The sequence below is a fragment of the Thiorhodococcus mannitoliphagus genome, from assembly GCF_010915725.1.
Classification (GTDB): Bacteria; Pseudomonadota; Gammaproteobacteria; order Chromatiales; family Chromatiaceae; genus Thiorhodococcus; species Thiorhodococcus mannitoliphagus.
The window spans coordinates 1-840 of the sequence record NZ_JAAIJR010000378.1 but is presented as its reverse complement, the minus strand read 5'-3'; the positions used below and the strand labels follow the sequence as shown (position 1 = coordinate 840).

The window sequence follows — 840 nt, the reverse complement described above, 5'->3', positions numbered from 1 at the left end:
GCGCAGCTTGGCCAGCGCGCCGCCTTTCTTCGCCTTGGGGCCGCGTCGCCCGGTGGGCACCGGCTCAGGAAAGGCGAACAGGCGCGCATCCAGGCGCAAGCGTGTGATCAGGGTCGCTTGCGCGGCCACGACTTCCAAGCCCAGTTGGACGCACGCATCACTGCCATCGCCGAGCAGCACCAGCGGCGCTGCTTGAGCCAACGTGCGACCAGGCGCACCATCCCAATGGTCAGCTCGACCATCGTGCGATGACGCCGCCCGAGCGCTTCGTTGGCTCGCTTCGAGGGCGCCAAACGGGTGAGAAAGGGCAGCGCCCAAGGCCGCTCGCTCCAGGGCACGGGCACCAGCAGCGCCATGCAGATCCATTCCAGCCCCATGCAGGTCACCACCTTGCTCTGGCTCGAGCGCACCGCATCGCGATACATTCCCTTGGCCCAAATCCGTGCGCCCTTGCGCCGCTCCAACGTCTCATCGACCGCGACCACAATGGACCACGATGGCGGCAGCATTTCGATCAACAGCCCCAGCAGAATGCGCGCCCCCTGTCGCGACGACCAGCGCGCCCGATTCAGCACCCGATGGTAGCGCTCGAAACGCTGCTCGGCGCTCAACCCCATGGCTCTCAATGCCGCCGTCACCGTGCGCGGGCCTTGGGCCAACAGCGTCCCGGCCAGAAGCACTTGCATGTGGATCCACGTCGGACGGGTGAACAGGGAGGCAAAAGGCTGCAGAACAGATACAATCGAGGCAGGCAGGGGGAACATCCGTGGGCATCTCTGGCGTTTTGGTCGACATCAGACGATACCGCCTGCGTCCCTCTGCCGCCAACCCTTTCGAGTC

Annotated in this window: 1 protein-coding gene; it reads right to left on the bottom strand. The window is 65.7% G+C overall.

The window, feature by feature from the left end:
- Window positions 1-107: 107 nt before the first annotated feature.
- Complete coding sequence (locus G3480_RS26985) at window positions 108-764, bottom strand: transposase (RefSeq protein ID WP_276611766.1); 657 nt, start codon at window positions 762-764, stop codon at window positions 108-110.
- Between the last annotated feature and the right edge of the window lie 76 nt (window positions 765-840).